This window comes from Caballeronia sp. ATUFL_M2_KS44 (genome assembly GCF_023630965.1).
In the GTDB taxonomy this organism is placed as follows: domain Bacteria; phylum Pseudomonadota; class Gammaproteobacteria; order Burkholderiales; family Burkholderiaceae; genus Caballeronia; species Caballeronia concitans.
Window position 1 is genome coordinate 671,171 of the sequence record NZ_JALQEA010000039.1, and the last position, 24,436, is coordinate 695,606.

Here is a 24,436-nt window from a genome sequence, read left to right on the forward strand (position 1 = left end):
CAGTCCTCGCGCCGGCGCGCTATTCTGTGGCTCCAGCCCGAAGGAGCCGACGCCATGAGCCGTATCTCGAAGGCAAGTCTCGCCATGGCGCGCGGCCCCTTCCATCGGCGCGATTTTCTGCGCGCCGCAGCCGGCGCGGCGCTTGGCGTGCATCTCGGAAGCGCATCGCCGGCTGAAGACGCTTTTGCGCCGATGCACAAGCGCCCGATTCCATCGACAGGCGAGGCGTTGCCCATCGTCGGATGCGGCACCTGGCGCACGTTCGATGTCGGCGACGACGCCGCGCGCCGCCGCGAACTCGCCGCCGTGCTGCGCGTGCTGTTCGCGGCGGGCGGCTCGGTCATCGATTCATCGCCGATGTACGGCACGTCCGAGGCCGTCGCCGGCGCGCTTCTCACGGAAATGAACGCGCGCGGGAAAGCCTTCATCGCGACGAAAGTCTGGACCGAAGGCCGCGAGGAAGGCATCGCGCAGATGCGTCAATCGATGCAGCGCCTCGCCGCCGACCGCATCGACCTGATGCAGATCCACAACCTGCTCGACTGGCGCACGCAGCTCGCCACGCTGCGCGACTGGAAAGCCGCGGGGCGCGTGCGGTATATCGGCGTGACGCATTACACGTCGAGTGCGTTTCCCCAGGTCGAAGCGGTGCTGCGCACGGAGCGCGTCGATTTCGTGCAGATCAACTACGCCGCCAACGACCGCGACGCCGAAGCGCGACTCCTGCCGCTCGCGGCGGAACGCGGCGTCGCGGTCATCGTGAATCAGCCGTTCGGCGGCGGATCGCTGCTCGCAAGCCTGCGCGGGCGGCCTCTGCCGCCTTTCGCGGCCGATCTCGGCTGCACGAGCTGGGCACAGCTTCTGCTCAAGTTCGTGCTGGGCCATCCGGCCGTCACGTGCGTGATTCCCGGCACGGGACGGCGCGAATACATGATCGACAACGTGCACGCGGGCATCGGCGTCTATCCGGATGCGAAGCTGCGGGAGCGCATCGCGCAAGCCGTGGCCTGAGCGCTCGGCGCGCGTGCCAGGAGACGAACGATGAGCGATCCATTCAACCTTCAGCGCTTCGTCGCGGCGCAAGACAGCGTCATCGACGACGTGCGCAGCGAACTGCTCGCCGGGAAGAAGCGCACGCACTGGATGTGGTTCGTGTTTCCGCAGATCGCGGGACTCGGGCACAGCCAGATGGCGCAGCATTACGCGATACAGTCGCGCGCCGAAGCCGAGGCGTATCTCGCGCATCCGGTGCTGGGCGCGCGGCTCGTCGAGCTGACGGGCATCGTCAATGGCGTGCGCGAGCGCAGCGTCGAACAAATCTTCGGCTATCCGGACGACATGAAATTTCATTCGTCGATGACGCTTTTCGCGCGTACCGCATCCGATCCCGCCATCTTCGACGAAGCGCTGCGCCGCTATTTCGGCGGCCGTCCCGACGACGCGACGCTCTCGCGCCTGCGCTGATCGCCGCTCATGGGCATGGCCGTTGCGCGGGCTTTGCGCGTTACTTCACCGGAGGAAAACGCCATGAGCCACAGCCACAAGCTGCACGACCACGTGAGCTGGAACACGCCGCAAGGCGAAACGACGGGGCGCATCGTGCGCGTGATATCGGAGCGAACGAAGGTCGATGGCCACACGGTCGACGCATCGCACGACGATCCGCATTACGAAGTGGAAAGCGACAAGAGCGGCAAGCGCGCCGTCCATAAAAGCGATGCGCTCAAGCGCATTTAGCATCGAGCTTTCGCTTTGCGCATGGTGCGATGCGGCACCGTTGCTGCAAACGCGGCGATAACCGGTCAAACTGCTATCGCGCTGCGAGTTCTGTCGAACGGTCCTTGGGCGCATGCATCAGGAATCGTCTGCCAAATCTTTTGAGGAATCGACATGAACTTGAAACTCGTGGCATCGCTTCTCGCATCGTCGGCCATCGGCCTCGCTTCCACTCACGCGTTCGCGCAGGTCGCGGGCGCGCAGCCGCTCGGCGTGTCCGTCCAGGTATCGACCGCGATCATCGACGGATGGAGCGTGAGGAAGTCCATCCTCAACAAGCCCGTCGTGAACGACCAGGGCGCGCGCGTCGGCGTGATCCACGACATCATCGTCGCGCCCGACCGTTCGGTCTCTTTCGCGATCATCTCGGCCAATCAGTTCCTGGGCGTATCGCATCACGATGTCGCGATTCCCGTCGAGCAGCTCGACTTCAAGAACGGCAAGCTCGTGCTGGCCGGCGCGACGAAGGACGCCATCAAGGCGCTGCCGGAATTCCAGTACACGAAGGTCAAGGCGACGCCCGTCCCGCGCGCGGACTTCGATCATCATTGACGCGATGCGCGCATAGCGCGCGAGTTCCGGCGCAGCGGCGGCGCGTGTGCCGCTGCGGTCCTTCAACCGTCAACGGAACGGCTCATGTTCAACGCACTTCTGCTCGACAAACAGGACGACCGCACGGTCGCGTCCATTCAGGCGATCGACGAATCGCGTCTCGCCGATGGCGATGTGCTCGTGCGCATCGACTATTCGACGCTCAACTACAAGGACGCGCTCGCGATCACGGGCAAGGCGCCGGTCGTCCGATCGTTTCCGATGGTGCCGGGCATCGATTTCGCGGGCATCGTCGAGGAAAGCACGCATGCGGGGTATCGGCCGGGCGACGCCGTGGTGCTCAACGGCTGGGGCGCGGGCGAAACGCATTGGGGCGGGCTCGCGCAGAAGGCGCGCGTGGCGGGCGATCATCTGATTCCGCTGCCCACCGGCATCACGACGCGGCAGGCGATGGCCGTCGGCACCGCAGGCTATACCGCGATGCTCTGCGTGCAGGCGCTCGAGCGGCACGGCGTCGCGGCTTCGGACGGCGACGTGCTCGTGACCGGCGCGAACGGCGGCGTCGGCAGTTTCGCGGTCGCGATTCTCGCGAAGCGCGGGTATCGCGTGGTGGCTTCTACCGGACGGCCGGAGGAAACCGCGCGGTTGCGCGAGTTGGGGGCGGCGGAGGTGATCGATCGGGCCGCGCTGTCTGCGCCCGGGAAGCCGCTGCAAAAAGAGCGGTTTGCTGCGGCTGTCGATTGCGTCGGGAGTCATACGCTCGCCAACGTCTGCGCGAGTCTGCGATACGGCGGCGCCGTGGCCGCTTGCGGGCTCGCGCAAGGGATGGATCTGCCGGCTTCCGTCGCGCCTTTTATTCTTCGCGGGGTCGCGTTGCTTGGCATCGACAGCGTTTATGTGCCGCGGGCGCGGCGGGTGGCTGCTTGGGCTTCCATCGCCCAGGATGTGCCTGTTTCTACCATCGAAAGCGTCGCTTCCATCATTTCGCTTCGCGATGCCGTCGATGCCGCCGGCGCGTTGCTTCGTGGGGAAGTCGCCGGGCGCGTTATCGTCGATGTCAATCGCTGAATCGTTCGTGCTTTTCTTTTCGTGTCGGTCTATTAGCGCGCCCCTCCCCGGGGCGGGGGTCACTTTCTTTGCCGCTGCAAAGAAAGTAACCAAAGAAAGCAGCTTTTTCGCCCGCTGTTTCTTTGTTGACCGTGCACTCCGTAGAGCCACGTTGGCACTCAGCTTGACACTACCCTGAATCACCCTCCGCGCCCACTGTGCGCCACGTCCTCCGAGCCCCTCGGCTCGTTAACACCATCGGTTATCCGGCTCATTCGGTGTGGCAACGCTTCACGCCCTCTCCTCCACCGCGAAGACCGCCACCGCATCATTCAACCTGCGCCCCTGCTCCTCCAGCGCCTGCGATGCCGCCGCCGCCTCCTCCACCAACGCCGCATTCTGCTGCGTCACCTCATCCATCTGCGTGATCGCCTGGTTGATCTGCTCGATACCGCGTCCCTGCTCCTCCGACGCCGCCGCAATCTCCTCCATGATGTCCGTCACACGCGCAATCGCCCGCGTCACGTCGCTCATCGTCGTGCCCGCCTCGCCCGCCAGCGCCGATCCGCCTCGCACCTTGTCCACCGACTCCGCAATCAACTCGCGTATCTCCTTCGCCGCCGTCGACGAACGCTGCGCCAAACTCCGCACTTCGCTCGCCACCACCGCAAAACCACGCCCATGTTCGCCCGCACGCGCCGCCTCCACCGCCGCGTTCAACGCGAGGATGTTCGTCTGGAACGCAATGCCCTCGATCATCCCCGTGATCTCGGCAATCTTCGTCGAACTGTCGCTGATGCCCTGCATCGTCGATACCACCCGCTCCACCACATCGCTGCCCTTCCTAGCCACCTCCGACGCATTCGACGCCAGCGCACTCGCCTGCTGCGCATTGTCGGCGTTCTGGCGAACCGTCGATGTCAACTGCTCCATGCTCGCCGCCGTCTCCTCCAGCGACGCCGCCTGTTCCTCCGTGCGCTGGCTCAGGTTCGTATTGCCGCTCGCCAGTTCCTTCGCCGCGCCGCCCACCGCGCCGCTACTCTCGCGCACTCGGCCAACGGTCTCGGTCAGGCGCGCATTCATCTGCGCAAGCGCACGCAACAGGTCGCCGGTCTCGTCCTTTCTCTCCGCCACGATCCGGCTGCGCAAATCGCCCCGCGCCACCGTCTGGGCGATGCCCACCGCCACGCCAATCGGCGCGGTGATCGAACGCGTGATCGCGATGCCCGCGAACACCGCGAAAAGCGCGCCGATCGTGCATAGCGCGATCAGCAGGTTGCGTTGCTGCACGTAGCTCGCCTCGTGCTCGCGCACGATCTCGTCGCGGCGGGCGTTGGTGTACGTCGCGTAATCGACCGTCGCCTTCACGAGTTGCGCGAGCAGCGGCCGGCAATCTTCGTCCAGCTTCACGACCGCCTCGTCGTGGCGGCCCGCGAGCGCGAGATTCAGGATGTTCGTCGCCACCGGCCCGTAAAGCGCCTCGACGCGCATCATGTCGGCCACGAGGCCGCGCGCCTTCTCGCTCGTGTCGCTCGCGGCGGCGATCATGTCGTTCAACTGCTTCAGACGCGCCGATACATCGGCGTGCGCACGCAGCGCTTCGTTCTTTTCCAGCTCGACGTCGGCGGGTTTCGTGACGAGCACGAGATTGCGCGCGGCAATCGCGCGGCGGTCGACGGCGGCGCGGATTTCGGCCGCCACGTCGGCGCGCGCGTTGATGCCGTGGACATAGTGCGCGAAGCCATCGGTGGCGGCGGACAGCGCGCGCAGCGACATGCCCGCGACCAGCACCACCAGCACGGCGAGCACGCCGAATCCGGCAATCAGCTTGTTCTTGATCGTGATGTTTTGCAGATTCACTTGGGGCCCTCTCTCGGATACGGTCGACAGTCGGCGCCGTCATTCCTCCCGCAAATCACGCGAAAATTGCACGCGCGAACGTTTGGCTGCGCGGGAACGCGGCACTCTTGCTCTTTTATTACGGCGCGCTTTTGCGGCTCTGAAGGTCAGTTCGCACGAATGTCCGACATTCGTCCAATAGAGTCCGGCCCGATGATCGGCGATACTGAGCAGCTTCCGCTCACCATCGACGTTCGCCCATGACCGATCTGCTCGACCTCCGCACGCCCGAATTCGAAGCCGCGCTCGCCGCGCTTCCCGCGACGCCCGAACCGGCGCCCGCCATCGCCACGGACGAGCGTTATTGGGACGCCGTGCGTGGGCTGTATCGGCAGACGGATGCGCTGATCAATCTGGAAAACGGCTTCTGGGGCGCAATGGCCGAGCCGGTCAAGGCCATGTTCCACTACTGGACCGACCGCGTGAACTTCGAGACGACGACGCTCGTGCGCCCGCACTGGTCCGCGCTTCACGACGGCCTGCGCGAACGCGCCGCCGCCGCGATGGGCTGCGCCGTCGATGAAATCGAGTTCACGCGCAACGCCACCGAAGGGCTGCTCGCGCTGATCAGCGGTTACAACCGCCTCTCGCCCGGCGATACGGTGCTCTACAGCGACCTCGATTACCCGTGCTGCAAGGACGCGATGGAATGGCTGCGCGAGCGTCGCGGCGTCACGCCCGTTCGCATCACGATGCCCGAGCCGGGCGCGTCGCAGGATGAGTTTCATCGCACCGTGCTCGATACCTATGCGGCCGCATTGAGCGCGCATCCGCGCACGCGCCTCGTGCTGCTGTCGCACGTGTGCTTCGCGACCGGCCTCGTGATGCCCGTCGCCGAGCTTTCCGCGATGGCCGAAGATGCGGGCGCGGACGTCATCGTCGATGCGGCGCATTCCTGGGGCATGCTGGACTTCGACGTGCCGTCGCTGAACGCGCCGTTCGCCGCGCTGAACCTGCACAAGTGGATCGGCGCGCCGCTCGGCTGCGGAGCGATCTACATCCGCAAGGGACACCTCGGCAAGATCGATCCGTATCTCGGCGACCGCACCTGGCCCGCCAACGACATCCGCGCGCGCGTGCACACCGGATCGCCGAATTTTGCGGCATGGCTCACGCTGCCGGCCGCGCTGGAACTGCATCGGCGGATTGGCGCGCATGCGAAGGAAGCGCGTCTGCGCGCGCTGCGCGATGCGTGGGTGACGCCCGCGCGTGCGTTGCCCGGCGTGCGGATCATGACGCCCGACGGTCCGTCGATGACGGCGGGCATCACCGCGTTCCGGCTGAAAGGCCAATCGTCGAAAGCCACGTGCGATGCGCTGCGCGAGCGCTTCGGCGTGTTCACGGTGACGCGGCCCGGCCCCGATGCGGGCGATGTCGTGCGCGTGACGCCCGCGCTCTTCTCGCGCATGCGGGACGCGCAACGGCTCGTCGAGGCGCTTACGGTGCTGGCGCGGGAAGCGGGCTAGCGGCGGTGCGCTGCGCGGCGTCGAGCCGGTCGATCAGCGCGTTGAGCGCTTCCGAGCACGGCGCTTCGACTTTCAGCGCGAGCAAGGAATCGGCGCGCGTCTTGCCGATGTTGATCGCCGCGATCGGCTTGCCGCTCTTCGCCGCCCACTCGCAGAAGCGGTAGCCCGAATACACCATCAGCGACGAACCGATGACGAGCATCGCGTCCGCGCCATCCAGCGCGCTCGCGGCGTCGTGCACGAGTTCGCGCGGCACGCTCTCGCCGAAGAACACCACGTCCGGTTTCAGCATGCCGCCGCAATGCGTGCAGCCGGGGACATCGAAGGCGGCGAAATCGAGGTGTTCGATCAGCGCGTCGCCGTCCGGAACCGCGGGCGCTGTGTGACCCACGAAATCGGGATTCGCCGCTTCGAGCAGCCGCTGCACATCCGCACGATGATGCCGCGCGCCGCACGCCATGCATCGCACCCGGCCAATGTTCCCGTGCAGCTCGATCACGTCGGGGTTGCCGGCGCGCGTATGCAGGCCGTCGACGTTCTGCGTCACCAGCCGATGCACCCGCGACCGCGCCGCCAGCGCCCGCACCGCGTGATGCGCGGCGTTCGGCACGGCATGCGCGACCACCGGCCAGCCGATCATGCTGCGCGCCCAGTAACGCCTGCGCGCGTAGTCGGATTCGAGAAAGTCTTTCAGCAGGATCGGCGCGCGCCCGGTGCGCTGGCCTTCGCGGTCGCGATAACACGGAATGCCGGACTCGGTGCTGATGCCCGCGCCCGACAGCACGAAGAGCCGCGGATGCCGCTCGACGAATTCATGAAGTGAAAGCACGTGCCTTCCTTGGGCGAAGTATCGTGAAAATATACGGGTAAACGGACGGGCGCGCTCGACGCCCGTTTTCGCCGAATGTGGCCTTACCAGTTGGCTCAGGTGAATAACTGGCTTGACCAAACCGCGCGGCGCCGATAGATTGATACGCTTCCCCGTCCTCAAACAGAACGAGACTCACGATGCTGACCGTCATCTGCGAAACCCCCGGAACCCTGAAGGCCGAACAGCGCGAAAAACCGCAGCGCGGCGCCGATGAAGTGCTGCTGCGCGTGAAGCGCGTCGGCGTGTGCGGCACGGATCTGCACATTTTCACGGGCAATCAGCCGTATCTGTCGTATCCGCGCGTGATGGGCCACGAGCTTTCGGGCGTGATCGAGGAAGCGGACGAATCGAGCGGTCTCAAGGCAGGCGACACCGTCTACGTGATGCCGTATCTGTCGTGCGGGAAATGCATCGCGTGCCGTCAGGGCAAGACCAACTGCTGCGTGAATATTCAGGTGCTCGGCGTGCATCGCGACGGCGCGTTCACCGAGTATCTCAACCTCCCCGCGCAGTTCGTGCACAAGGCGGAAGGCGTCACGCTCGATCAGGCCGCGATGATCGAATTCCTCGCGATCGGCGCGCACGCCGTGCGCCGCGCGGACGTGCAGCCGGGCCAGCGCGTGCTGGTGGTCGGCACGGGGCCGATCGGCATGGCGGCGATCACGTTCTCGCGGCTGCGCGGCGCGAACGTCACGGCGCTCGATACGCGCGAAGACCGCCTGGCGTTTTGCCGTCGCGAGTTGAGCGTGGATGCGACCGTGCAGATCGGCGAGCGCGACAAGGAAGAACTGTCGCAGCTCACGAACGGCGAATTCTTCGATGTCGTCTTCGATGCGACCGGCAACCCGCGCGCGATGGAACGCGGCTTCGAATTCATCGCGCATGGCGGGAAGTACGTGCTGGTGTCGATCGTGCCGGATCGCATTTCGTTCGCCGATCCCGAATTCCACAAGCGCGAAGCGACGCTGCTCGCGAGCCGCAACGCCACGCCCGAGGACTTCGAAACCGTGCTCGCCGCGATGCGCGCGGGCAAGGTGCCGACCGATGCGCTCAATACGCACCGCCTCGCGCTCAACGACGTGCCGCAGCAGTTCTCGACGCTGCTCGATCCGAAGGCGGGCGTGGTGAAGGCGATCGTCGAATGCTGAGGATGGCCGCCTGACGCGGCATTAGTCAGGGCGGCTACGCGGATAGCGCGGCCGGCCCTGCGCGTCGTGCCACGGCTCGGCGGTGCCGCACCAGATTTCGTAGGCGGGCGGATAGAGGCCGATTTCATCGAAGATGCCGGCCGGCACTTCGATTTCCGGCACGCCGTCGAAGGCCAGATAGACCGGCGATCCGCACGTCCGGCAATGATGGCGGCGGCCCGTCGCGGAGCTTGTCCACGCGATGGTGTCGCCGCAAACCTCGACGGCATCGCGCTCGAAAATCGCATAGACGCCGAACGGCGCGCCGTGAACGCGCCGGCACGTCATGCAGTGACACAGGTTGATGTCCTTCGGCTCGGCGAACACGCTCACGCGAACCGCGCCGCATGCGCAATGTCCCTGGTGGACGGGAATCCGGTTCATGCGACGCTCCGAAGTTGCCTTCCGCGCAGCTTAACCCGGCTCGTCCACCGGTCAGGCGATTCGCGCTCAGCGCACGAAGTACCCCTTGTTCTGCATGCAGTCGCTGTACGCGCGCCAGTAGCGGGCCATCGGCGGTTCGGGCGGCGGCAGCGGCGGCATTTTCATGTCGCCGCCGAGAATGGCATCCGATGCACCCGACGCCGGCATCGCCGCCAGGTCCGATGCCGGCATCGCCGCCGATGCGCCGCGCGGCGCCGATGCGCCCGCAGCCACCGTCGCCGATGCGCCGGACGCCGCCACCGCAGCCGATGCGCCCTGTGCGCCCGGCGGCAGCGGCGGCTCGACCGGACGCGGCGAAACCAGCGTGCGCGTCTCGCCCGCGCCTTGCTTCGGCGGCGTCTGCGATTCGCGCGCCATGTTGACCTTCGTCGTCTGATTGGCATAGCCATAACAGGCGGCCGTATCGACGGCCTGCTGGCCCGTGCTTTGGCTGCGGCCGGGCAGCGTCATCGGCTGCTGGGCGAGTGCGGCGCAGGATGCCGCGAGCAGCGCGAATCCCGCGTAAGTGGAAGGTTTCATTGGCGAGCGTGTCCCCGATGCGGTGTTTTTAGTCGTTGCAGTCCGCCTTCATTCGCCGATGGGCGAATGCGCGCGGGCCTGCGCCGGGCCTGCTGTCAAGGATACCGCGCTGCCCGAGCGCGCCACGCCAGAAGCACCGGCTTCTTCCGCCAAATTCGGCTGATCGGAGAAAACGCGACACAACGCGCCGTTCAGAACTTCATGCCGACGCCGAGACCCAGCACCCACGGATCGATCTTCAGCGAACCCAAATCAGCGCCGCCCGCCGACGCGCTCGTGCGCATCCAGATCTTCTTCACGTCCGCGTTGACGAAGAGCGTCTTCGTCACCTGAACATCGACGCCCGCCTGCAGTGCCGGGCCGAAACTGCTGCGCTTGATGGAGACGGGCGTATCGCCGGCCTTAAGCTTGTCGTTATAGAAGTACGTGTAGTTCAGGCCCGCGCCCACGTACGGCCGCACGCGTCCCTGATGATTGAAGTGATACTGAAGCAGCAGCGTCGGCGGCAGCACGCCCACGCCGCCGAGCCCGCCGATATCCGACGTCACCTGATGCCGCGACGTCGCGAGAATCAGCTCGACGCCGATGTCGTCGCGAATCATGTACGTGAAATCGAGTTCCGGGACGATCGCGTTGTTGACATCGACGCCCAGCGAACCGAGCGCGCCGCCCGCGCTCACTTGCGGCTGAATGCTGATGGCGCGCAGCCGCACGAGGACGTCGCCCGCGTGAATGCCGCTCATCGACGATACCGACGTATCGCTCGCGGATGCGGCATCGTCCGCGTGGGCCGCGCCCGCAAACAGGGCCGCGCAAGCCACCACCATTGCTCCGAGACTTGTTCTCATCGTGCTTTCCCCATTGAAAGCCCGATTGTCTCGATGGCGCACGCATGCACCTTTGACGCCTGACAACACATTGTTGCAATCGGCAAATACGCAACGTCGAATATTGCGCGATGACAAGCAATGCGCGTCAGGACCGGTGTTTGCTGCGAATCCAATAAACGCAGAACATTGGGAGGACGAGATGAGACCCGCTACAGGAAAGCTCGGGCGCCTCGCGGCGATGCTGGTCAGCGCGACGATCGCGGTGGCCGTGAGCGCGCAGCAACCGACGGCGACGCCGAACAAGAAGCCGTCCGGGCAAACGGAAATGCAGCCGAATTCGCCGAAACCGAGCCGGCTCGACAACGACAGCACGCCCGCTTATCAGGAGCGCAACGTCACGCCGCCGGCACAGGCTGCGACCGCCGCGAGCGGCGCGTTGAACACGGAGCCGGGCAAGACATCGGCGGGAAAAGCGCCTGCGCCGAAACGGCCGAACGGTATCGGCTTCGACAGCGACTCGGGAAGCATGGGGAAGAAGCCTTGACGGCTTGATGTTTCCGCAGGGCCAAGCGGCTGACTGCCGCTTGCCCTCAGGCGGCAGATCGGATCACTTCGACTTGTTGGGCCACGGCCAGGTGGCGTATCGCGAAGGTTCGTCTTTAGCTGATTCTTTTCCGGCGGCGGCTTCGGCCTTCGCGCTTCCCTTGCCCTTGCGCGCCACGCTTTCGTTCTTCGCTTCGGATGCCGACCCGCGCTCCGGCGATTCCTTCGCCTCGCCCGCCGCATGCGCCGGCGCCGCGCTCGCGGCGACCTCGGGCACGTCGTCTCCGAACCACGACACTTCCGCGCGCCGCTCTTCGACATACGCGCGCCAGCCGGCCGCGTTGTCGTCGAAGAGATCGGACTTGACGGTACTCGCGAGCATCGGGCGATTGAGCGTTTCGTCGAGCAGCGACTTCGGCCAGATGAAGAACGCACCCGATGCGCGCCGGATGAAATCACGCGGCGTCATCTTCTGATCGACGAAGCCGAGCAACGTGAAGTTGGCGAGTGCGTCGTTGCCGCGCACCGCATCGCCGATGCTCGCGTATTCATCGGCGCATTGGCTCAGGCAAAACACCGTCTCCAGCACATCGCCGAGATGCAGCAGCAATGCGCGCCGTTCATAGGGGTCTTGCGTGGCGGCCTCTTTCGTCATTCGCTCTTCCGTTCGGTAAGGGTTGAATAAAGGGCGAGCGCCGGTCTTGCCTCGCGCCGCGTCATGACGATTCTAGCGAACCTGAAGCCATGCACCATGCGGCACGTGCGATGACGAATCATCGGCAGATTCGATACGGGCCCATGTCCACGTGAAAGTGCGTCTTGTGAAGCGCGTTGTAGTCGGGGCCGAGCGTCGTATCGAAGGAATGGCACGCGCCTTCATGCACGCGGCGCAGAAAATCCGCGCCGGGCGTGCCCGCATCGTCCCATTGCGCAAGCGTGATGCGCCGGCCATCGGCCAGAACGAAGCCCGTCAGGTCGATAGCGTTCGCGCTCGCGTGCTGACTGAGCGCCGCGTCTTTCTGATGATTCACGTTGCGGCATGCATAACTGCCGACATGCTCGATGCGCGTGACGCGCTCGCCGAACACGCCGATGGCCGCGGGCTGCAGATACTGCTGCTCGAAAAACGCCACGCCGACTGCGAGCGGACATGTCGCGAGAAACGACGCGCTGAAGCGCACGTCTTGCGCCTGCGTCACGCGCACCACGTCTTTCAACTCACAGCCGGCGGGTGCGGATGTATCGGCCATCGGTCGATAGACGATGCCGGATTGCGCGAGCGCCGCGTCGCAGAGCTTCGCATCATGCGTCGTGCGCCAGAGCTTGTACGCGGTGAGCGGGCCGCGCGGCGCGCGCACGTCGAGCGGTGCGAAGGGATCGTATTGCTCGGGCACGGCAATGCGCCGCGACCACACGCCATACGCGAAGATCAGCGCCGCGACGAACGCGAGCAGCACGAGCCAGCCGATGATTCGCCCGATCATCGCGCGGCCCGCGTCTCATTCGGCGGCACTGGCCTGCACGCGCTCGGCGAGTTTCGCGTCGTAGCTCGAATGAACGTGCACGCGCTTCTTGTCGGGATACGCATACGCATACGCCTTGCGCAGCGCGAGCGACGCCTCGTGAAAGCCCGACAGAATGAGCTTCTGCTTGTTCGGATACTGCGCGATATCGCCGACCGCGAAGATGCCGGGCCGCGACGATTCGTAATTCGACGTATCGACTTCGATGCGCCCGCCGCGCACATCGAGATTCCAGTCCGCGATCGGCCCGAGATCCGCGACGAGTCCGTACAGCACGAGCAGCTTGTCGGCGGCGATATCCGTCGTGCCGTCGATATGCTTGATGCGCACGGCGCGCAGCGCGTCGTCGGGGGCATCGAGCGAATCGATCATGCCGACGACGAAGTCCATCGCGCCCGCTTCTACCTTGCTTTTCATCGCGGCCACGGAAGCCGCCGCCGCCGAAAAGCCGTTGCGCCGATGCACGAGCGTCAGCTTGCGCGCGACGCCGCATAGCGCGAGCGCCCAGTCGAGCGCGGAATCGCCGCCGCCGGCGATCACGACATCGCGATCGCGGAAATCGTCGATGCGCGGCACGCTGTAGAACACGTGACGATCTTCGAGCGCATCGGCTTGCGGCACCAGCAAACGCTGCGGCACGAACGCGCCGTTGCCCGCTGCGATCAGGATGGCGGCGACATCGAACGTGAGGCCTTGTTCGGTACGCACCGTGAAGCGACGATCCTCGCGCTGCGTCACCGTCTGCACGCGCTGCGAAAGATGAATCGGCACGTCGAAGGGGCGAATCTGCGTCATGAGACGATCGACGAGTTCGCGCGCCGTGCAGGAGGGAATCGCGGGGATATCGTAGATGGGCTTGTCGGGATACAACTCGATGCATTGCCCGCCGATCCGCCCGAGCGCATCGACGATATGACACGAAAGCCCGATGACGCCGGCCTCGAACGCGGCAAAAAGGCCGACAGGCCCGGCGCCGATGATCAATACGTCGGTGCGGATGGTGCTGCTGTGTGCGTCCATGTGATCGTCTTCCGTTGGTGCGGGCAGTCGCACGTTCCTTACGAACGCCCGGCATTCATCGGTCCACGATACAGAAAGCGCACGGCCAGGGCAACGAAGCCCCTGCCCGTCAAGCGGCGATTCGCGCGTCGCCGCTCATCCGCGCATTAGCGGTTCAGCTCGCGCGCGTAGTAATTCGCGGCGGCATCGATCTCCTCGGGCGTCATGTTGCGCGCGACGTTGCGCATGACCTCGTTGATGTCGTTCGTGCGCGTGCCGTTGCCGAACGCGATCAGTTGTGCCTTCGTATAAGCCGCCGGAAGGCCATCGATCCAAGGACTGCCCGCCTTGTTGTCGATGCCGCCATGACACGCCGCGCACGGCGCGATATTGCGCATCGGCGCACCGTGGGAAACGATCGCCGGCGCGAGCGCGTCGCTCACCTTGCGCTGCGCGGGCGGGCGCGGCAGGTTCGCATAGTAGGCGGCGAGATCGCGCATGTCCTGATCGCTCAGATTGACGGACATCGGCGACATCACCGCGTTATTGCGCGCGCCCGTCTGAAAATCGATCAACTGCTTGTAGATCACCGACGCGTACTGCCCCGCGAGATTCGGCGAATTCGCTTCGCTCATGCCGCGTTCGCCGTGGCACATCGTGCATCGCAAGGCGAGCGTCGCACCGCGTCCGATGGAATTCGACGTCGCGTTGACGAGCAGTTGCGGCGTGACTTCCACGGCGGTGAGCTTCTTCTTCGGCTCGACTGTCGACTCGCCCGCGAACCAGTTGCGCGGCGCGCCCGCCGCGCTGCAGATGGCGTTCCAGATGCCGGTGAACGGCGCATCGCGCTGAACGGACGGCAGCCACACGAAACCGATCACCGCCGATACCGCCGCGATGCCGATGGTCCCCAGCACGCTGGTCGCGAACCAGCGATTGCGGAAGGTGAAGAGGCGTTCTTCGCTCATCGCTGCGCTCCGATGGGAACGGCGGGCACCGACGTATCGGAACGCGCGAGAAGCTGCGCGATCGGATAGCCGTAGTTGACGAGCGTGAGCCCGATCATCAGCGCGAGCCACAGCGCGAAACTGTTGAGCGCGACGGGCATCGAACGCGGCTCGTGTATCGCGCGGCTGAACGTGAATTGCTCGACGCTCACGCGCGGCGCGCGATGCCCGCGTATCAGCACGACGAAGAACAGCACCGCCGACACGACCAGAATGAAGCCGCCGATCACCGACATGATGACCGACGCCGCCTGATGCGCGATCTGCGGATCGCCATAGTCATAGAAAGCCATGCGGCGCGGCATGCCGAGAATGCCGGTGTAATGCCACGGAAACGTCAGCACGATCATGCCGACGAACCACAGCCACAGTTGCCAGCGCATGAGCCTCACGCTTTGCAGCGCGCGCCCCGTGAGATGCGGCCACAGGTCATACGCAATCGCGAAGTACATGATGACGATCGCGCCCGCGAAAATCAGATGGAAATGGCCCGTGACCCATTGCGTGTTGTGCACGGTGGAATCGAGCTGATAGCTCATGTTGATGATCCCGCCCGCGCCGCCGAAACCGAGCATGACGAACGAGAACGCGACGGCCAGCATCATCGGATTGCTCCACGGCAGCGCCTTGACCCAGCCGAATGCGCCCTTGCCGCCGCGCAACCGCGCCGCGATCTCCACGGATGCGCAGATCGTGAACACGGTCAAAAGCGTCGGCACGGCGACGAGCGCGGTGAATACCGAATGCATGAACTTGAAGCCCGAGCCGACTTGCGGATCGGCGAACAAGTGGTGAATGCCGATCGGCATCGAGACCACGAGGAACAGGATGAACGAGATGCGCGCCATCGCATCGCTATAAAGACGTCCGCCGATGGCCCGCGGGATGATCGTGTAATACGCGATATACGCGGGCATCAGCCAGAAATAGACGATCGCGTGCAGCGTCCACGAGAAGAACACGCGCGCGAGGCCGGCATCGATGGTGGACTTCCAGCCGAGCGCCACCGGCAGGATCATGAAGAGCACTTCGATGGCCGCGCCCACCGCCGTCCAGCCCCACAGATACGCGCCCGCGACCGTGGCGAACATCGGCAGCGGCACGGTCTTGCCGGGGTTGTCGCGCTTCCATGCGTGCAGATTCACCGACATCAGCGCGACCCATATCCACGATCCGACCACGACTAACACCACGCCCAAGTAATAGAACGCGTTGCCGATCATCGGCGGATAGAACGTGTAGAGCACCGAGGCGAGGCCCATGGCGACGGGAATCATCGCCATGACGGAGCCGACCGCGACGAGCCAGAAGCCGATCCACGCCCAGCGCAGGCCCACGAGCGCGCGCTTCAGCGCAAGCTCCGTGACCGCGTAGCCGAAGCCCATCGCGATGAGCGTCGGGAACACGTAGCCCATCGCGGAGCCGTGAGCCGTCACCGATCGATAGTAGATCTCGGGATTCTGCAGCCCGGCGAAGAGGGGACTGCGCGCGAACATCTGCCACGCGCCGAGCAGGAGCGCGACGCCGAACGCAATGAACGCGAGCCAGAAGTGCGCGAGGATGAGGCGCTTGCTATTTAACACAGGACAGTCTCCGCGAATCGGCCGGCAGCTTGTCGGCCATCTGCATGAACTCCGCTCGATCGATCACCTTCACATGCGCCCACATGCCGTGATGCCCGACGCCGCAGAACTCGTGGCACGGCATCAGATGGTCGCCGGGTTCGTCGAACGTGGTCTTGAACGTCGAGACATAACCCGGCTCCAGCATCGAGTTGATATTGGTCTTCGTGATGAGAAAGCCGTGCACCACATCCGAGCTCGTCGCGCGGAACGTGATGGGCACGCCGGCCGGCACGAGCAGGCATTGCGGCGTGAACGAGTACTGCTGGGCGACCACGCGCACGGTCACCGAGCCGTCGCTTTCGGGCGCGCTGCCCAGATTGCTTTCGATGAATTCGCCCGACACGTGCAGCGTTTCGGGCCGCACGGTTTCGACGCGCGAGGGCGGCATCATCGCCCAGTGCAGGCCGGTGTAGACGACCATCGCGACGAGCACGACGACGATCGCGAGGACGAGCATCGCCCAGCGTTTTTCGACGCGTTCGGCGACTTCGTGTGAATCGGGATGGATGGCCATAAGTTCTGCGCTAATGAATCGATGCGTGAATCACTGGATGACGCCGCGAGGCAGAAACACGGCGAAGTAAAAGGCGAACCAGAGGCCGACGACGATGGCCGTCGCCACGCCCGCGACCGCGAGCGCGCCGCCGGGACCGCTTCGGACGATTTCGTCGAGCTTCGCGTTTTCGTTCGGATCTTCGTTCATGGTGTCGTCGATGCTCAATAAAGGGGCGCGGAACGCAGCTCGTTCACTTCCTTCACCGATACCGGCGCGCCGCGATTGCCCCACGCCGTGCGGATATAGGTGACCACCGCCGCGACTTCCACGTCCGACAGCGATTGCGCGAACGGCGGCATGCCGTAAGGCTTCGGATTCTTGAACGTGCCGGGCGGATAGCCGCCGTTCAGCACCATGCGGATCGGGTTGACCGCGGAACTCATCACGATCGACTGATTGTTCGCGAGCGGCGGAAAATCGGGCGGCTTGCCCTGACCTTGCGCGGCGTGGCATTCGGCGCATTGCGCGTCGTAGATCTTCTTGCCGAGCGGCGAAAGACTCGTGCGCTGCTCGGTGACGGCCTGGCTCGGCGGCTCGGACTTGTCGCCGGCGCGCGCGGGCAGCGCCTTCAGATAGACGGCCATCGCGCGCACGTCTTCCTCGTTCAGATATTGCAGGCTGTCGTAGACAACCTCGGCCATCGGCCCGTACACCGCGCCCTTGTTCGACACGCCCGCGTGCAGCAGCCCCACGATCTCGTCGATGCTCCATTCGCCCAGGCCCGCTTCCCTGTTCGACGTCAGCGACGGCGCGTACCAGTTCTGAATGGGGATGAGGCCGCCTTCGAACGCCTTCGACGACACGTTGCCGCCGAGCGCGTTGATCGCGGTATGGCACATCGAGCAATGCCCGAGCCCTTCGACGAGATATGCGCCACGGTTCCATTCGACGGACTGCTTCCGGTCCGGCTCGTACTCGCCTTGCCTGAAGAAGAGCGAGCGCCAGCCGATCAGCAATTCGCGACGGTTGAACGGAAAGCGCAACTCATGCTGGCGGTTCGGCTGATGCACGGGCGGCGTGGACATCAGGAACGCGTAGATGGCGTCGGAGTCGGCTCGCGTGACCTTCGTATAGGACGTGAACGGCATCGCCGGATAAAGCAGCGAGCCGTCGCGCGAGCGGCCCGTGTGCATCATGTTGTAGAAGTCGTCGGCGGTCCATTGACCGAGGCCCGTCTCCTTGTCCGACGAGATGTTCGGCGTGTAAAGCGTGCCGAAGGGCGTTTCCATCGGACGGCCGCCGCCGAAGGTCTTGCCCGCGGGCAGCGTATGACACGCGATGCAATCGCCCGCGCGCGCGAGATACTCGCCGCGCTTCACGGTGGCCGCATCGAAAGTCTTCGCTTGCGCCGCCGCATCCTGCACCGGCCCGGCCAACGCCGCGAGAAAGACCGTCACGGCAAGCGCCCCAAGTTGTCGGAAACGAAGCACGTCGGGTCCTTTTTAGTGTTGAACGCTGCCGCACGCGAGCGGCATCTTCAATGAGCCGGCCGCGACCGGCGACGGATTGGCCGGCGCGGGTAGCGAAGCGAGATAGGCCGAGATCGCGGTGATGTCGCGTTCGCCCAAAAGCTGCGAGATCTGGCGCATGCAGTCGGGCGCGAACGTCGTGCGCGTGCCGTATCGCCATGCGCCCAGTTGCGCGCTGATGTAGTCCGCATGCAGGCCGAGCAAGCCGGGAATGGCCGGTTCCATGCCGGTCATCGACGCGCCGTGGCAGCTCACGCAGGCCGGTATCTTGCGCGATGCATCGCCTTTGGCGACGAGCGTCTTGCCGAGATCGAGCGTCTTCGCGTCGGCGGTGACGGGCGCGGGCGGCGGGAACGGCGGACGCTCGGCGGCGAAGTAATCGGCGATTTGCTTGAGATAGGCGTCGGGCAGATACGCGAGCAGGTAATTCATCGGCGGGTACTTGCGGCGCCCGTCGCGGAATGCGAGCAACTGGTTGTAGAGATAGCCCGCGGGCTTGCCGGACAGACGCGGGAAGTAGTCGTTGTCGGTGCCCTCGCCGTGCGCGCCGTGACACGCGGCGCATCCCATGACGCGCGCCTGCATCGTGTCCGGTGCGCGTTCGAGCGGCGCGCCCGCAGCGGATTGCGGCGCGTCCGCGGCGAACGCCGCCATGCTGAAAAACGCGAAGAGCGCGGAGAGCGCGATCCTGGCGCTACGCTGAGCCGCGTATTCCACGTATCCCACGTTATGCACGTATCCCCCGTGTCGAGTTGCCGTTTTTGGTTCGCCGCGTGCGCATCGATTGCATCCACTCGATGCACGCCCGGCGCGCTTGTTCAAGGCACTGCACTGTCTTTCGCCGATGACGGGTTCAGCCTGACTTTTCAGATGTTAGGAGGTCATCCCCGTTTTCTCCAGCCCTGAGATTGTCTCAATACCTTCAATCGATACGCATGACAAGACGACACACTTTTTTGCGTTTAGACAAGGAAACGCATTATTTTGAGATGGGTAACTGAACGGTCGATTGCGTCACAAGCGCGTCCATATTGGCGTGGCTTCGTATGACGCATGTTTTCGGGGTAACGCATCATTTCAGGCCGAGACGCCGCGCAAGCCGGTTCAGATTCGCCCGGTCGATGCCAAGCTCCCGCGCCGTCGATGCCCAGTTCTGGCCGTTGCGCGCGAGCGCATCGAGGATGAGCGTGCGCTCGTAGGCGGTCACGGCTTCGCGGAAATCGGCGGCTGGCGCGCTCGTCGCGGGCGCGCTCGGCGACGCGGGCGTCGCGTTATCGGCGATACCGAAATCGGCGGCGGTGAGCGTGAGGATGCGCGGCCGTTCGCGATGCGCCGCCAACGCCTTCAGCGCGCTTCGCCCGATCAGATGCTCGAGTTCGCGCACGTTGCCGGGCCAGCGATACGCGAGCAGCGCGGCCTGCGCATCCGCCGACAGCCGCAGGCTCAACAGCCCGAGCCGCGAGCGGTTCTCTTCGAGGAAATAGCCCGCGAGCAGCAGCACGTCGCGGCCGCGCTCGCGCAGCGGCGGCACGACGAGCGGATACACCGACAGCCGGTGATACAAATCCGCGCGAAAACGTCCGCCGCGCACTTCATCGGCGAGATCGCGATTGGTAGCGGCGATCAGCCGCACATCCACGCGATGCTCGCTATCCGACCCGATGCGCTGCAACTGGCCGTTCTGCAGCACGCGCAGCAGCTTGGCCTGCACGGCGAGCGGCAGTTCGCCGACTTCATCGAGAAAGAGCGTGCCGCCATCCGCGAGTTCGAACTTCCCGCGCCGGTCCGACGACGCGCCCGAGAACGCCCCGCGCACATGCCCGAACAGCTCGCTTTCGACGAGCGTATCGGGCAGCGCCGCGCAGTTGAGGCTCACGAGCGGCTTGTCCGCGCGCGGCGAGAGCGCGTGAATCTGGCCCGCGACGAGTTCCTTGCCGACGCCGGTTTCGCCGGTCACGAGCACGGTCAGATCGCTCGACGCGACGATCGCGATTTCGTCCATCAGATGCTTGTGCGACGCGCTGCTGCCGATCATCTCCCGTCGACGCGGCCCGCTCGCCTGCCGATACACCTCGGCGCGCTGCCGTTCGGTTTCGCTCGTCTGCGCGAGCCTGTCGATGCGCTCCGCGACGCTCACGGTCGCCGCCGCGAGACTGAGAAACGCCTGCAGCGACGCCATGTCGATGCCGTCGAAACGCGCGGGATCGAGCGCATCGAGCGTGAGCAGGCCCCACGGCCGGCCGTCGATGAAAAGCGGGCTGCCGAGGCAATCGTGCACTTCGAGATCCGCGCCCGCGTGCTTGACGAGGCCGTCGTAAGGATCGGGCAGCTTGGAATTGGCGGGAAAACGCGTCGGTTCTGGTTGAGCCAGAATGCGCGCGAAACGCGGATGTTCGCTCACGCGAAAGCGCCGGCCGAGCGTGTCGCTCGACAGCCCGTCGATGGCGAGCGGCACGAGCGTGTCGCCGTCGAGACGCAGGAGCGCGGCGGCATCGCCGGGGAAAAGCGCGCGCAGCGTGCTCAGCAAACGCCGGTAGCGCTCGGCCTCCGGCATGTCTCGCGACAGGTCTTCGATAAGCGGCACGAGCGCATCGAGCAAAACACGCGAAGTCATTGCGACTACATCGGCAGTCCGTTTGACCAGGGTTGAATCGACCATTTTGTTTCCTAAGCGCTTGATTCGACAACAATTCTACATTGGCACGGAATCTGTATAAAGAACAGCCGATTGCGAAGCACGCGCTTCGCCTTGTCACGAGGACTACACCATGCTGTCAGCCGAACACCGCGCCATCGTCAAAGCCACCGTTCCCCTGCTCGAAAGCGGCGGCGAGGCGCTCACCCGCCACTTCTACGCGATGATGCTCGATGAGTATCCGGAAGTGCGCCCGATGTTCAACCAGGCGCATCAGGCCAGCGGCGCTCAGCAGCGCGCGCTCGCCAACGGCGTGCTGATGTACGCGCGTCATATCGACGAACTCGAAAAGCTCGGCGGCCTCGTCGGGCAGATCATCAACAAGCACGTCGCGCTCAACATTCAGGCCGAGCACTATCCGATCGTCGGCGCGTGTCTGCTGCGCGCGATCCGCGAAGTGCTCGGCGAAGAAATCGCCACCGATGCCGTGATCGAGGCATGGGCCGCCGCGTATCAGCAACTCGCCGATCTGCTGATCGGGCTGGAAGAAGGCATCTACAGCGAGCGCGAAAAAGCGCCCGGCGGATGGCGCGGCACGCGGCGCTTCGTCGTCGCGCGCAAGGTGGCCGAGACCGACGAGATCACGTCGTTCTATCTCGTGCCCGAAGACGGCGGCGCGCTGCTCGATTTCCATCCGGGGCAGTACATCGGCTTGCGCATGATGATCGGCGGCGAAGAACTGCGCCGTAACTACTCGCTGTCGGCCGCGCCGAACGGACGCGAATACCGCATCAGCGTGAAGCGCGAGCCGGAAGGCAAGGTCTCGAATTTCCTGCACGATCAGGTGCGCCAAAAGGACGTGCTGGAACTCTATCCGCCCGCCGGCGATTTCAAGCTGGATCACAGCGAAAAGCCGCTCGTGCTGATCAGCGGCGGCGTGGGCATCACCCCGACGCTCGCGATGCTGCACGCCGCGCTCGCCGCGACCACGCGTCCGATCCACTTCATCCACGCGGCGCGGCATGGCGGCGTGCATGCGTTTCGCGCGGCTATCGAGGAGCTTGCGGCGAAGCATCCGCAATTGAAGCACTTCTACTGCTACGAACAGCGGCGCGACGGCGATCGCGAAGCGCACGGCTTCGGCTTCGTGACCGAGGCGCTGCTCGACAAGTGGCTGCCGAAGAATCGCGACGTCGATGCTTATTTCCTCGGGCCGAAGTCGTTCATGCAGGCGGTCAAGAAGCATCTGAAGGCGCTCGGCGTGCCGGAATCGCAGAGCCGCTATGAGTTCTTCGGGCCGGCTGCGGCGCTGGAGTGAGCCAACGAAACCCGCGCTTCATGCGCGGTTTTTTTTCGTTCGATGCGGCATTACTGATACGACATGGTGAACGTGGCGCGGGCCGCGACGCTGCCGGGTACGAGCGTCGCCGACGTGCGCACGTACCGCGCCGTGATCGGAATCTGCATCACGCCGCCGGATGCGGTGCCCGCCGACCACTGATTTGTATTCCCCGCCACGGCCGAATCCGGTCCGAATGCGACGGGCGTGCTGCCGTTCAGTATCTGGATACCGACGCGGGAAGCCGACGATCCCTGCGCCAGCGACAACGCCGTGGTCCGGTTCAAGGGCGTCGTGGCGTCGGTGATGGTCACGGCGACCTTCACGCCGGCGGCACAGTTCAGGCCGATCGGCAGCGTCGTATCGCCCGTGGTCGTGCCGACTGTCGGCAGGTTCTTCGACAGCCCTTTCGGCAGATTGAAGACGATCGCGGGCGTCGTGACGCTGCATGTGTTGCTCGTGATCGCCGAGCCGGTCGTGAGGTACTGCGTGGTGGTCACCGTCGTGATGCAGCTTCCGGTGAACGTGACGGTCATGCTCGGAAGTGTCGTCAGGGAACCCGCGCCGACGGGTCCGGTGACGACGATATCCGCTCTCGTATAGTGAGCCGTCGATCCCGTGGGCGATACCAGGGTCTGCGAGATGGGAACCTGAACGAACCCGCCATTCCAGCCGTTGGTGATGTAAAAGCGCACCCCGATGCCTGGCACGTTGGTCTGGAAAGTTTGCACGTCGCCGGAAATGGCCGTGCCGTTGACCGTCACGTTTTTCTGAACGTCGCACGTCACGCCTGACGCCGACAACCCGACATTCGCAGACTGAGTGTTCAGGACCGTGCCGACGGCCGCATCGCGTGAAATGGTCATCGAGGCTGGAAACGCCAGATTCGCGAGACTGCCGGCGCCGCTGGAGGGAAACAGGATCGTGCCGGCCAGGGCGGGCAGCGTCTGCGTCATGAGGGCGACGAGTATCGCCAGGAATGCTATTGATCGGCGGCCAAGCGGGTTCGTTGGAATAATCACTTTCGATTGCTGTCAATGAGGCGTCACTGGTATGACATCGTGAACGTCGCGAGCGCCCTGACCGTCCCGGCATTGACCACGCCCGTGCGCACGTAGCGGGCCGTCAGCGGCACTTGAAGCGTCCCGTTCGGCGAACTGCCGACCGTCCATTGATTCGTGTTGCCCGGCAAGGCGGAGTCGGGCCCGAACGCCACCGGCGTGCCCGCGCTGTTCAGAATCTGAACGCCGATGCCCTGCGCGGTGGAATCGGCCGTCGTCTTGAGCGTCGTCGTTCGATTGCTCGCATCGACAGCGTCTGTCAGGGTGATGAGCACCGTTGCGCCCGTCGCGCAGGAAAGCGATAGCGAGAACGGCTGCGGAGCCGCGACCGCGCCGATGCCGGCGGCGAACGCGCGCGTATCGGCGGTCGGCATCAGGACGGCGACGCTCGACTGGTTGACGGAGCATGTCGCGTGCGTCACCACGCCCGACGCCGCGCCGGTGAAGAGCGGCGTCTGCCCCCAGGAACCGGACTGGTCCGACTGCGAGAACGTGATCGTCACCGCGGGCGCAGACGTCAGCGAAGACGCACCGGACGCAAGTGGCCCCGTCATGAGCAAAGTTGCAGTGACCGTGACGTTCGCCGCCATGTATGGGCCGTCCACGGGTCCGTTGAACGGACAGGACAGCCGAACGGCGCCATTGGCCAGCACGACACCGCTTGCATTGCACTGCGATGAATCGAAGGTAAATCGAACGCCGAGGCCCGCGACGCTGGTCTGGTACACATCGTTATAACCCGACACCAGCGACGCGTTCGTTTTGAAATCCGCATACAGCACAGCCGACGTGATGGTCGTCGGGTTGAGGGTGCTGATGAAATGGCAGTTCAGTTGGAAGGCAGCGGGCGGGACGGTCGCCACGGTCATGCCCGGCGCGGCGGTGACCGATACGGGAATGGCCCCTGCCGCAAGCGACTTGTTCACGTTTCCCGTGCCGCACGTCAGACCCGCGTAGGCGTTGCCCGGCAACGCGCACGCCCATGCAATCGCGAGCATGAGCAAAAGAAACAGTCCGGGGAGCCTGCGCCCGGTCCGGCAGGATGAAGCGATCGTGCTTGCGTGCGTCAAGGAAGCCTCCTTCGATTA

At 65.0% G+C, this 24,436-nt stretch carries 26 protein-coding genes; 9 read left to right on the forward strand and 17 right to left on the reverse strand.

The features are described from left to right. Positions 1 to 54 precede the first annotated feature (54 nt). From NCR39_RS18495 to acuI, 5 genes are all read left to right on the forward strand, one after another. On the forward strand, positions 55 to 1,011 hold the full coding sequence (locus NCR39_RS18495; RefSeq protein ID WP_250453505.1) for an aldo/keto reductase: 957 nt from the start codon (positions 55 to 57) through the stop codon (positions 1,009 to 1,011). A gap of 30 nt (positions 1,012 to 1,041) precedes the next feature. After that, entirely contained in the window at positions 1,042 to 1,464 is a 423-nt protein-coding gene (locus NCR39_RS18500; protein ID WP_250453506.1) for a DUF1810 domain-containing protein, read from the forward strand. Positions 1,465 to 1,527: 63 nt separating this feature from the next. After that, positions 1,528 to 1,737 (forward strand): hypervirulence associated TUDOR domain-containing protein, encoded by a 210-nt coding sequence (locus NCR39_RS18505; RefSeq protein ID WP_250453507.1) that lies wholly within the window; start codon positions 1,528 to 1,530, stop codon positions 1,735 to 1,737. 153 nt (positions 1,738 to 1,890) lie between these two features. Then, positions 1,891 to 2,328: a PRC-barrel domain-containing protein gene (locus NCR39_RS18510; protein WP_250453508.1), complete on the forward strand. Its 438-nt coding sequence runs from the start codon at positions 1,891 to 1,893 to the stop codon at positions 2,326 to 2,328. Positions 2,329 to 2,412: 84 nt separating this feature from the next. Further along, on the forward strand, positions 2,413 to 3,396 hold the full coding sequence (acuI, locus tag NCR39_RS18515; RefSeq protein WP_250453509.1) for an acrylyl-CoA reductase (NADPH): 984 nt from the start codon (positions 2,413 to 2,415) through the stop codon (positions 3,394 to 3,396). 270 nt (positions 3,397 to 3,666) lie between these two features. Here acuI and NCR39_RS18520 read toward each other — a convergent pair whose 3' ends face one another. Then, complete coding sequence (locus NCR39_RS18520) at positions 3,667 to 5,235, reverse strand: methyl-accepting chemotaxis protein (RefSeq protein WP_250453510.1); 1,569 nt, start codon at positions 5,233 to 5,235, stop codon at positions 3,667 to 3,669. Between the two features lie 239 nt (positions 5,236 to 5,474). On the opposite strand from NCR39_RS18520, the gene NCR39_RS18525 reads away from it, so the two are divergent. Next, positions 5,475 to 6,740 carry an aminotransferase class V-fold PLP-dependent enzyme gene (locus tag NCR39_RS18525; protein WP_250453511.1) on the forward strand — a complete coding sequence of 422 codons (1,266 nt, stop codon included), beginning with the start codon at positions 5,475 to 5,477 and terminating at the stop codon, positions 6,738 to 6,740. On the opposite strand, the gene NCR39_RS18530 is transcribed toward NCR39_RS18525, so the two are convergent. Next, the gene (locus tag NCR39_RS18530; protein WP_250453678.1) at positions 6,712 to 7,602 is read right to left on the reverse strand and encodes an NAD-dependent protein deacetylase; all 891 of its coding nucleotides are present in this window, start codon (positions 7,600 to 7,602) and stop codon (positions 6,712 to 6,714) included. The genes NCR39_RS18525 and NCR39_RS18530 overlap by 29 nt on opposite strands. Before the next feature lie 146 nt (positions 7,603 to 7,748). Here NCR39_RS18530 and NCR39_RS18535 point away from each other — a divergent pair, with 146 nt between their 5' ends. Then, on the forward strand, positions 7,749 to 8,759 hold the full coding sequence (locus tag NCR39_RS18535; RefSeq protein WP_250453512.1) for a zinc-binding alcohol dehydrogenase family protein: 1,011 nt from the start codon (positions 7,749 to 7,751) through the stop codon (positions 8,757 to 8,759). A gap of 21 nt (positions 8,760 to 8,780) precedes the next feature. On the opposite strand, the gene NCR39_RS18540 is transcribed toward NCR39_RS18535, so the two are convergent. The 3 genes from NCR39_RS18540 to NCR39_RS18550 form a co-directional block, all read right to left on the reverse strand. Then, positions 8,781 to 9,182, reverse strand: a complete 402-nt coding sequence (locus NCR39_RS18540; protein WP_250453513.1) for a GFA family protein — start codon at positions 9,180 to 9,182, stop codon at positions 8,781 to 8,783. 66 nt (positions 9,183 to 9,248) lie between these two features. Continuing rightward, positions 9,249 to 9,761: a hypothetical protein gene (locus NCR39_RS18545; RefSeq protein ID WP_250453514.1), complete on the reverse strand. Its 513-nt coding sequence runs from the start codon at positions 9,759 to 9,761 to the stop codon at positions 9,249 to 9,251. 191 nt (positions 9,762 to 9,952) lie between these two features. Then, entirely contained in the window at positions 9,953 to 10,609 is a 657-nt protein-coding gene (locus NCR39_RS18550; protein WP_250453515.1) for an OmpW/AlkL family protein, read from the reverse strand. A gap of 181 nt (positions 10,610 to 10,790) precedes the next feature. On the opposite strand from NCR39_RS18550, the gene NCR39_RS18555 reads away from it, so the two are divergent. Further along, on the forward strand, positions 10,791 to 11,135 hold the full coding sequence (locus tag NCR39_RS18555; protein ID WP_250453516.1) for a hypothetical protein: 345 nt from the start codon (positions 10,791 to 10,793) through the stop codon (positions 11,133 to 11,135). A gap of 63 nt (positions 11,136 to 11,198) precedes the next feature. Here NCR39_RS18555 and NCR39_RS18560 read toward each other — a convergent pair whose 3' ends face one another. From NCR39_RS18560 to norR, 10 genes are all read right to left on the reverse strand, one after another. Next, a complete protein-coding gene (locus NCR39_RS18560) occupies positions 11,199 to 11,789 on the reverse strand; it encodes a hypothetical protein (RefSeq protein ID WP_250453517.1) in 591 nt (196 codons plus the stop codon). A 118-nt stretch (positions 11,790 to 11,907) separates the two neighbouring features. Continuing rightward, complete coding sequence (locus NCR39_RS18565; protein WP_250453518.1) at positions 11,908 to 12,618, reverse strand: extensin-like domain-containing protein; 711 nt, start codon at positions 12,616 to 12,618, stop codon at positions 11,908 to 11,910. Positions 12,619 to 12,633: 15 nt separating this feature from the next. Continuing rightward, positions 12,634 to 13,677, reverse strand: a complete 1,044-nt coding sequence (locus tag NCR39_RS18570; protein ID WP_250453519.1) for an NAD(P)/FAD-dependent oxidoreductase — start codon at positions 13,675 to 13,677, stop codon at positions 12,634 to 12,636. A gap of 146 nt (positions 13,678 to 13,823) precedes the next feature. Continuing rightward, positions 13,824 to 14,624: a c-type cytochrome gene (locus NCR39_RS18575; RefSeq protein WP_250453520.1), complete on the reverse strand. Its 801-nt coding sequence runs from the start codon at positions 14,622 to 14,624 to the stop codon at positions 13,824 to 13,826. Next, complete coding sequence (locus NCR39_RS18580; RefSeq protein WP_250453521.1) at positions 14,621 to 16,246, reverse strand: b(o/a)3-type cytochrome-c oxidase subunit 1; 1,626 nt, start codon at positions 16,244 to 16,246, stop codon at positions 14,621 to 14,623. The genes NCR39_RS18575 and NCR39_RS18580 overlap by 4 nt, the downstream gene beginning before the upstream one ends. After that, the gene (locus NCR39_RS18585) at positions 16,236 to 16,802 is read right to left on the reverse strand and encodes a cupredoxin domain-containing protein (protein ID WP_250453522.1); all 567 of its coding nucleotides are present in this window, start codon (positions 16,800 to 16,802) and stop codon (positions 16,236 to 16,238) included. Before NCR39_RS18585 ends, NCR39_RS18580 begins: the two co-directional genes overlap by 11 nt. Before the next feature lie 30 nt (positions 16,803 to 16,832). Next, positions 16,833 to 16,991, reverse strand: coding sequence for a hypothetical protein (locus NCR39_RS18590; RefSeq protein WP_250453523.1), 159 nt, complete (start codon positions 16,989 to 16,991; stop codon positions 16,833 to 16,835). A gap of 14 nt (positions 16,992 to 17,005) precedes the next feature. Then, complete coding sequence (locus NCR39_RS18595) at positions 17,006 to 18,274, reverse strand: c-type cytochrome (RefSeq protein WP_250453524.1); 1,269 nt, start codon at positions 18,272 to 18,274, stop codon at positions 17,006 to 17,008. 12 nt (positions 18,275 to 18,286) lie between these two features. Beyond that, a complete protein-coding gene (locus NCR39_RS18600; protein WP_250453679.1) occupies positions 18,287 to 18,967 on the reverse strand; it encodes a c-type cytochrome in 681 nt (226 codons plus the stop codon). Positions 18,968 to 19,385: 418 nt separating this feature from the next. Continuing rightward, positions 19,386 to 20,972 (reverse strand): nitric oxide reductase transcriptional regulator NorR, encoded by a 1,587-nt coding sequence (norR, locus tag NCR39_RS18605; RefSeq protein WP_250453525.1) that lies wholly within the window; start codon positions 20,970 to 20,972, stop codon positions 19,386 to 19,388. Between the two features lie 109 nt (positions 20,973 to 21,081). Between norR and hmpA the strand changes: the two genes are divergently transcribed. Further along, positions 21,082 to 22,266, forward strand: coding sequence for an NO-inducible flavohemoprotein (gene hmpA / locus NCR39_RS18610; RefSeq protein WP_250453526.1), 1,185 nt, complete (start codon positions 21,082 to 21,084; stop codon positions 22,264 to 22,266). Between the two features lie 50 nt (positions 22,267 to 22,316). On the opposite strand, the gene NCR39_RS18615 is transcribed toward hmpA, so the two are convergent. Next, complete coding sequence (locus NCR39_RS18615; RefSeq protein WP_250453527.1) at positions 22,317 to 23,243, reverse strand: fimbrial protein; 927 nt, start codon at positions 23,241 to 23,243, stop codon at positions 22,317 to 22,319. Positions 23,244 to 23,332: 89 nt separating this feature from the next. After that, positions 23,333 to 24,418 carry a fimbrial protein gene (locus tag NCR39_RS18620; protein ID WP_250453528.1) on the reverse strand — a complete coding sequence of 362 codons (1,086 nt, stop codon included), beginning with the start codon at positions 24,416 to 24,418 and terminating at the stop codon, positions 23,333 to 23,335. Positions 24,419 to 24,436 lie beyond the last annotated feature (18 nt).

What these genes read in the sequence shown, in the direction of transcription:
- NCR39_RS18495 (WP_250453505.1), top strand. Translation starts at nt 55, where the DNA reads ATGAGCCGTATCTCGAAGGCAAGTCTCGCCATGGCGCGCGGCCCCTTC.
- NCR39_RS18500 (WP_250453506.1), top strand. Translation starts at nt 1,042, where the DNA reads ATGAGCGATCCATTCAACCTTCAGCGCTTCGTCGCGGCGCAAGACAGC.
- NCR39_RS18505 (WP_250453507.1), top strand. Translation starts at nt 1,528, where the DNA reads ATGAGCCACAGCCACAAGCTGCACGACCACGTGAGCTGGAACACGCCG.
- NCR39_RS18510 (WP_250453508.1), top strand. Translation starts at nt 1,891, where the DNA reads ATGAACTTGAAACTCGTGGCATCGCTTCTCGCATCGTCGGCCATCGGC.
- acuI (WP_250453509.1), top strand. Translation starts at nt 2,413, where the DNA reads ATGTTCAACGCACTTCTGCTCGACAAACAGGACGACCGCACGGTCGCG.
- NCR39_RS18525 (WP_250453511.1), top strand. Translation starts at nt 5,475, where the DNA reads ATGACCGATCTGCTCGACCTCCGCACGCCCGAATTCGAAGCCGCGCTC.
- NCR39_RS18535 (WP_250453512.1), top strand. Translation starts at nt 7,749, where the DNA reads ATGCTGACCGTCATCTGCGAAACCCCCGGAACCCTGAAGGCCGAACAG.
- NCR39_RS18540 (WP_250453513.1), bottom strand. Translation starts at nt 9,182, where the DNA reads ATGAACCGGATTCCCGTCCACCAGGGACATTGCGCATGCGGCGCGGTT.
- NCR39_RS18545 (WP_250453514.1), bottom strand. Translation starts at nt 9,761, where the DNA reads ATGAAACCTTCCACTTACGCGGGATTCGCGCTGCTCGCGGCATCCTGC.
- NCR39_RS18550 (WP_250453515.1), bottom strand. Translation starts at nt 10,609, where the DNA reads ATGAGAACAAGTCTCGGAGCAATGGTGGTGGCTTGCGCGGCCCTGTTT.
- NCR39_RS18555 (WP_250453516.1), top strand. Translation starts at nt 10,791, where the DNA reads ATGAGACCCGCTACAGGAAAGCTCGGGCGCCTCGCGGCGATGCTGGTC.
- NCR39_RS18560 (WP_250453517.1), bottom strand. Translation starts at nt 11,789, where the DNA reads ATGACGAAAGAGGCCGCCACGCAAGACCCCTATGAACGGCGCGCATTG.
- NCR39_RS18565 (WP_250453518.1), bottom strand. Translation starts at nt 12,618, where the DNA reads ATGATCGGGCGAATCATCGGCTGGCTCGTGCTGCTCGCGTTCGTCGCG.
- NCR39_RS18570 (WP_250453519.1), bottom strand. Translation starts at nt 13,677, where the DNA reads ATGGACGCACACAGCAGCACCATCCGCACCGACGTATTGATCATCGGC.
- NCR39_RS18575 (WP_250453520.1), bottom strand. Translation starts at nt 14,624, where the DNA reads ATGAGCGAAGAACGCCTCTTCACCTTCCGCAATCGCTGGTTCGCGACC.
- NCR39_RS18585 (WP_250453522.1), bottom strand. Translation starts at nt 16,802, where the DNA reads ATGGCCATCCATCCCGATTCACACGAAGTCGCCGAACGCGTCGAAAAA.
- NCR39_RS18590 (WP_250453523.1), bottom strand. Translation starts at nt 16,991, where the DNA reads ATGAACGAAGATCCGAACGAAAACGCGAAGCTCGACGAAATCGTCCGA.
- NCR39_RS18600 (WP_250453679.1), bottom strand. Translation starts at nt 18,967, where the DNA reads ATGGCGGCGTTCGCCGCGGACGCGCCGCAATCCGCTGCGGGCGCGCCG.
- norR (WP_250453525.1), bottom strand. Translation starts at nt 20,972, where the DNA reads ATGGTCGATTCAACCCTGGTCAAACGGACTGCCGATGTAGTCGCAATG.
- hmpA (WP_250453526.1), top strand. Translation starts at nt 21,082, where the DNA reads ATGCTGTCAGCCGAACACCGCGCCATCGTCAAAGCCACCGTTCCCCTG.
- NCR39_RS18615 (WP_250453527.1), bottom strand. Translation starts at nt 23,243, where the DNA reads ATGACGCAGACGCTGCCCGCCCTGGCCGGCACGATCCTGTTTCCCTCC.